The 6,925-nt window shown below is 35.3% G+C and carries 4 protein-coding genes and 1 other annotated feature; of the genes, 2 read left to right on the top strand and 2 right to left on the bottom strand.

What is annotated here, in order from left to right; genetic code table 11:
* Positions 1 to 305 precede the first annotated feature (305 nt).
* Complete coding sequence (locus AC1RPU_RS01820; RefSeq protein WP_481761136.1) at positions 306 to 2,348, bottom strand: cation:proton antiporter; 2,043 nt, start codon at positions 2,346 to 2,348, stop codon at positions 306 to 308.
* Entirely contained in the window at positions 2,348 to 3,604 is a 1,257-nt protein-coding gene (tyrS, locus tag AC1RPU_RS01815) for a tyrosine--tRNA ligase (RefSeq protein ID WP_481761135.1), read from the bottom strand. Before tyrS ends, AC1RPU_RS01820 begins: the two co-directional genes overlap by 1 nt.
* A 57-nt stretch (positions 3,605 to 3,661) precedes the next feature.
* Positions 3,662 to 3,863, bottom strand: a binding site (T-box leader).
* 163 nt (positions 3,864 to 4,026) lie between these two features.
* Here tyrS and AC1RPU_RS01810 point away from each other — a divergent pair.
* Both AC1RPU_RS01810 and spxB read left to right on the top strand, forming a co-directional pair.
* Entirely contained in the window at positions 4,027 to 4,974 is a 948-nt protein-coding gene (locus AC1RPU_RS01810; protein WP_481761149.1) for an NADP-dependent oxidoreductase, read from the top strand.
* A 143-nt stretch (positions 4,975 to 5,117) separates the two neighbouring features.
* Positions 5,118 to 6,857, top strand: coding sequence for a pyruvate oxidase (gene spxB, locus AC1RPU_RS01805; RefSeq protein WP_481761134.1), 1,740 nt, complete (start codon positions 5,118 to 5,120; stop codon positions 6,855 to 6,857).
* Positions 6,858 to 6,925: the final 68 nt, after the last annotated feature.

Below are 6,925 nucleotides of genomic sequence, written 5' to 3'. Positions count from 1 at the left end.
TGTTCAGTTTTCAAAGATCTACTTGGTTGCTTTTGACAACTTTTATATCATATCAAGGATTTCGTTAATTGTCAAGATTTTTTTTAATTAATTAACTGGTCACATTTGAATTAGTTGTTTACTACTGAGGCAACGTTTATTACTTTACCAAGAATAATGACCTTCGTCAAGCCTTTATTTAAATTAAATCTAAAAATATTGATGTAATCGTATACATCTGTACTTTTAATTACTTTATAGGTCTTAAATAAAAAAATAATTTCAAAAATAGACTATTAATCCTGATTTTTGAAATTATTTTTTATTTAATGTTCAACTAATAGTTGCTGCATTTGTAGTGTTTGCGCCTGATTTATTTCATCATACAACTTATTAGCAAGTTGCTCGTTAATTATTCCTGCTATATATTGTGTTTGAACATAATTATATTCTAATTGAAATGCTTGAATAAATAAATCTACTGATATTTTTTCATTCTCTTCGTAATCTCTACGAAAGTGTCTTTGTCGATCTTCGATAAATCTTTCAACATTCTGAATATCATCTAGTTGTCCATGTGCATTAGCCAAACGTTCTTTTGTTAAATCATGTAAATATTGTTCAATTACTTCATGCAATTGATTCTCCAAGTCCCATAATAATGATCGGAAATCATTGTGTATTTGCATTTTTTCTATATTATCTTTAGCCCATTGTTTCCTGGCCTTACTTCTCTGTCCACGAGTTATTTGCCCATGGCTAATATGCCACGCTTCATGCCTAACCTGATGTTCTACTGATCGAATGATTCGATTAACACTTAATCGTTGTCCACCATAATCTGTATCCAAAATTTTTCTGTACGTACTGAGTACTCGGGCAGGATAAATTTCTTTTATCTCATTACTATTTAAAAATTCATCTTCAATTTCATTAATTTTTTTAAATAATTCTTGATGTTTATCATACCCTTGAATATCATTAAACCCTTTTTGTGATTGTAATTGTTGAATCACCGCGTATCTCACATCGTTAGATTGAATACGTTCTGTTAAATGTAAACTAGCGTAATCAATCATTTGTATTCGTGAAAAATTTAATTCTTCTTTATTAAATGATAACTTTTTAGCTAGTAAGATTTTAGGCAACACTAATGCTGGTGTTATCATACTTAATAATATGACAGTAGTTGCAATGATTAAAATTTCTTCTCGATACGGAAAAGCCCGTCCATTTATTAACATTGGTAATGAAAATGCCATTGATAACGTGATTGTTCCGTGTACCCCACTCAACCCAAAAACAAATGCATTTTTTCGTCTTTTTTTTGATTTTGAAGGACCGAAAAAGGCAGCAATATGTGGTTCTTTTCCAATTAATGCCCAAGTGTATCGGATACCAATCATGACTACATAGATTATCAAACCCAGACTCAACAACTCAAACGACTGACTCGTTCCAAGTTTAATCAGTGCCCGGAAAATTTCAGGTAAACTAATTCCCAATAAAATAAATACAATACTGTTAAGCATTGCGGTCAACGTATCCCATATTGTTGACGAAACTAACTGGACACGTGTTGCAGTTAATTTTAAACGCTCGGATTCAATATTATGAACAATCCCTGCAGTTACAACAGCAATAATTCCCGATGTCCCTAGACTTTCCGCCAATAAATAAACAATAAATGGTGTTAACAACGCAATTGGAATAATCGTTAATTCTGGTGAAGTTACCCTCTTATTAAAATACGTTCTAACGATAACTAAGATTCCACCTGCCATAACCCCAACTACAATACCACCAACTGCAACAAAAATAAATTGAAATAATCCGCTATAGATGGAAAATGTTCCTTTTTCCATCACAGATAATGCCAAATTTAACATCACTAATCCACTTGCATCGTTAAATAATGATTCGTATTCTAAGGCAGTATTAACCCCTGAATCAAGTTTTGATGCTGATGTTAAGGATTTTACTGCTATGGCGTCAGTTGGTGTCACAATCGCAGCTAGTGCTATTGCAAGTGGCAATGTCCATCGAACTTCTAATCGATTCGCTAACAACCCTACTATTACAACTGTAATAAGCGCTAAAACTACTGATAATAAAAGTATCGCATGAAAATTTTTACGGATCCCCCTAACAGATGTTTTTTGCCCATCATTAAACATAAGTGGTGCAATAATGAATAACATAAAATATTCTGGTTCTAATTCGAAATTAGCCATGACTGGTACTAATGACAACAACAGACCAATTACAATAAGAATAAAAGCATCTGGTATTTTAGGAAGAATTTCGTGAATTACATTTGAAATAATAATCCCCGCCACAAGAAAAGCTATTACATAAAATAGTGCCATTATGCGTTAACGCGTCCTAACCAATATTTCTTTTTACCACGACGAATAATCACAAATTTGCCATCAAATTCTGTAGCAGGATCAATCATAAAATCTAAATCTTGAATTTTTTCACCATTAATACGAATAGCCCCGTTAGTGATATCTTCACGTGCTTGTCTTTTTGATGATTCAATTTTTGTATTTACTAATAACTCAACAATATTCTCTGGTTCTGCTGCTAATTCAACAGAAGGCATATTTTTAAACCCCTGTTCAATTTCACTCGTCGTTAATTCTTTCACTTCGCCTGAAAATAAAGCTGCAGAAATATGTTCGGCTTCAATTACAGCTTCTGGACTATGAACAAATTCTGTTACTTCTCGTGCTAAGCGGCGTTGTGCTTCACGTTTTTCTGGAGCTGTTTCAACTGATTTTTGGTATTCAGCAATCTCATCTGACGTTAAGAATGTGAAAAATTTCAAATATTTCACAACATCCCGGTCGTCTTGATTTAACCAAAATTGGTAGAATTCATATGGTGTTGTTTTTTCTGGATTTAACCAAACTGCGCCACCAGCTGTTTTACCAAATTTAGTACCATCAGCCTTAAGCATTAGTGGAATTGTTAGCCCATATGCCTTTGTGTCTGAACCTAGCTCTTTATGAATAAGATCAATTCCTGCAGTAATATTCCCCCATTGATCAGCCCCACCAATTTGTAATTGAACATCATGGTGCTTGTGTAAATGTAGGAAATCAACTGATTGTAAGATTTGGTATGTAAATTCCGTGAATGAGATACCAACTTCCAAACGACTTGCAACAACATCCTTTGCGAGCATGCTATTTACATTAAATAACTTACCGTAATCGCGTAAGAAATCAAGCAAGCTAATTTTTGATAACCAATCATAGTTATTTACAATTGAAATATTTGAATCTTGTCCAAATAATTTGGTCATCTGTGCAGTGAGAGCTTGCTCATTATGATGAACTTGGTCCATCGATTGCAGCACACGTTCAGATTTTTTACCACTTGGATCACCAATTGAACCTGTACCACCACCAATAATGATGTATGGATGATGTCCTGCTAATTGAAATCTTTTCAACATCATAAATGGAATTAAGTGTCCGATATGCATACTATCCCCTGTTGGATCAACCCCACAGTATAAGCCAATTGATTTTTCAGACGTTAGTTCACGTAACCCATCTTCGTCTGTCGTTTGATTAATTGCGTCGCGCCATTCTAGTTCGTCAATAATATTCATTTCTGTTTCCTCCTATATAATATAAGTATAAAAAAATCCCTGATATCTAAAAAAGATATCAGGGACGAATTAATTTCCGCGTTACCACCCAAGTTATTATCTACATAATATAGTAGCTAATCGCTCAATCATCGTTAACGAGATGAATCGTTGTTAGCTCCATAGCGTACTTCACTCATCGATAATTCCTGATTTCCAGCGACCACCAGGTTTCTTTAAAATTGATCGATAAATTACTGAACTACTTCATCACTTATAGCTATAATATACGTAAATAAAGTCTAAATGTCAATTTTAACCATAAGAATATTAATACTATAAAAGAGTGTCTTGATTGCATTCTATTTCGTTATTCGATACAATTCACTTACAAATTAAAAGTAACTGGAAAGAAGAGGAATCCGATGACAGAAAAGAAAATGATGTCAGCCGTTGTAATTGATGAATTTGGCGGACAAGATAAACTTAAACAACGTGAAGTAGCTATGCCTGAAATGACGGCGGATCAAGTAATTGTTCAAGAAAAAGCAGCTGGAATTAATCCAATTGATTGGAAAACGCGTGAAGGCTTTTTACAAGGTATGCTTAACTGGCAATTTCCTATTATTTTAGGTTGGGATGTGTCGGGTGTTATCACAGAAGTAGGCGCTAACGTAACCGATTGGAAAATTGGTGATGAAGTCTTCGCACGCCCTGCCACGACTCGTTTTGGTACTTACGCCGAATATACTGCTGTTGATGCTAATTTGCTTGCACCAAAACCTAAAAATATTAGCTTTGAAGAAGCTGCTGCTGTTCCTTTAGCTGGTTTAACTGCATGGCAAGCCCTTTTTGATCATGGTCATTTAGAAAAAGGTGAAAAAGTCTTTATTCATGCTGGTTCAGGTGGCGTTGGCTCTTTCGCTATTCAACTTGCTAAATCAGTTGGTGCTTACGTTATTACCACAACTAGCTCGAAGAATATTGATTTTGTTAAAGGACTTGGCGCTGACCAAGTCATTGATTACCATGAAACTGATTTTGCGGAAATCTTAAAAGATATCGACCTTGTAGTTGATACAATCGGTGGTGACGCACAAGAAAAATCAGTTAATATCTTAAAACATGGCACAGGTCGTTTAGTTGCTATTACTGGGATGGATTCTGAAAAAACAGCAGGTCTTGCTGAAGCAAGAAATGTGACTTTTGATTCAATTTGGTTGGACCCAAATGGTGAAGAATTAACTAAATTAGCTGATATGCTTGAAGATGGCACTATAAAAGTGACCTTAGATTCAGTTCATGAATTCTCTGCAGAAGGTGTAGCAGAAGCTCACGATCGTAGTGAATCTCATCATGCACTTGGTAAAATTATCGTTCGTTTTAAATAAAACCCTATTTAGGTAGTTCAGACTTTTTTGTCTGAACTACCTTTTTTAATTACTAAAAGTAAGTGCTTTCACTGGTGTTAATTCATTGGTAGATTTATACTATCCTTGTAGAATAAAATTTTTCAAGAAGGAGATTTACTATTATGCCAAAAAAAATTAATGCATCAGATGCCATGCTCAAAGTTTTAGAAGATTGGGGCGTTAAAACCGTCTATGGGTTGCCAGGTGGTTCATTTGATTCAACAATGAATGCACTACATAATCGTAAAAATACAATTAATTATGTACAAGTTCGTCATGAAGAAGTCGGCGCACTCGCAGCAGTTGGTGAAGCTAAAGTAACTGGAAAATTAGGTGTTACTTTTGGTTCCGCTGGTCCCGGTGCTGTCCATCTATTAAACGGACTTTACGATGCTAAATATGATGGTGTTCCTGTTCTTGCCTTAGTCGGCCAAGTTGGTACACAAGTGATGAATACAAATTACTTCCAAGAAATGAATGAAAATCCAATGTTTGAGGATGTTTCTATTTATAACAGAACAGCTACTACACCCGAAAACTTACCCATTGTTGTTGATGAAGCTATCCGTCAAGCCTACAAATATAATGGCGTCGCAGTTGTCACAATTCCGACCGATTTAGGTTGGCAAGAAATCGATGACACCTTTGTTTCAACAGCCGCAACACACCAAGAACCTCTTTATCCGATGCCTCGTGATAAACAAATTCAAGATGCCTTAGATATTTTAACAACAGCTAAGACACCAATTATTTATGCTGGGAAAGGTGTTCGTGGCGCTGGAAAAGAATTAATTGAATTATCTGAAAAATTATCATTACCAATCGCAACAACTGCGCTTGCTAAAACAATTATTCCTGATGATTACAAAGCATACATGGGTTCTGCTGGACGAGTTGCTGGCAAACCCGGCGTTGACCTTCTTCGTGGCGCTGATGCTGTTCTTTTCATTGGATCTGATTTTCCATTTGGTGAATATTTCTTTTCTCCAGATGCTAAATTTATTCAGGTCGATATTGATTCTGAAAAATTAGGTAAACGTCATTCAGTTGATGTCCCTATTTTAGCCGATGGTAAGGAAACTTTAATCGCATTAAATAAGGCCGTTAAAACACCAGTTGCACCAACAAAATGGTACAAAGCTGCCATCGCTAACAAAGAAAACTGGATTAAATGGATTGATAGCTTTACTGAAGATGACAGTAAACCACTTCGTTTTGAACCAGTTTTCAATGAAATTAATAAAATTAAAGATGACGATGCAATTTTCCAAATTGATGTTGGTAATGTAACGATTGAAGCAATGCGTTTCTTACGTCTTGGTGAGAAAAATAAATTTACAACATCCGCATGGTACGCAACGATGGGGTATGCACTACCCGCAGCAATTGGGGCTCACTCTGCCTTTCCAGACCGTCAAGTTTTCTCAATTTCTGGTGACGGTGGTTGGACGATGGTCATGCAAGATGTCTTAACACAAGTTAAATACAACATGCCTATCATCAACGTTGTCTTAAGCAATCAGGAACTTGGATTCATCCGCGCTGAACAAGATGATAAACAACAACCACACTCAGGTATTGATTTAATTGATGCTGATTGGGGCGCAATTGCCAACGACATGGGAGCTAAAGGGTATACCGTCCGGACATTAGCAGAATTAAAAACTGCTTTTGCTGAAGCTAAAGGTTCAAAAGTGCCTGTTGTTATCGATGTTAAAGTAACTTCTGACCGTCCACTTCCTGTTGAACAGCTCATTATTGATCCTAAAACACAAGATCCAGATGCTGTTAAAGCTTTTGTTAAAGAATACCAAGCAGAGGGTTTAATTCCATTTCGAGAAATCCTTGAAAATCAAGATTAAATAGTTTTTATTTAATTGATGTATCTTAGCTTAATTAAGTTAAAATACATTTTTTATAGAACAAAAAA

Source organism: Dellaglioa sp. CoH-55-MRSF-7, assembly GCF_056782235.1.
This window is presented reverse-complemented; position numbering and strand designations above follow the sequence as displayed.

Coding starts and splice junctions, on each gene's coding strand:
- spxB (WP_481761134.1), top strand. CDS start 5,118: ATGCCAAAAAAAATTAATGCATCAGATGCCATGCTCAAAGTTTTAGAA.
- AC1RPU_RS01810 (WP_481761149.1), top strand. CDS start 4,027: ATGTCAGCCGTTGTAATTGATGAATTTGGCGGACAAGATAAACTTAAA.
- AC1RPU_RS01820 (WP_481761136.1), bottom strand. CDS start 2,348: ATGGCACTATTTTATGTAATAGCTTTTCTTGTGGCGGGGATTATTATT.
- tyrS (WP_481761135.1), bottom strand. CDS start 3,604: ATGAATATTATTGACGAACTAGAATGGCGCGACGCAATTAATCAAACG.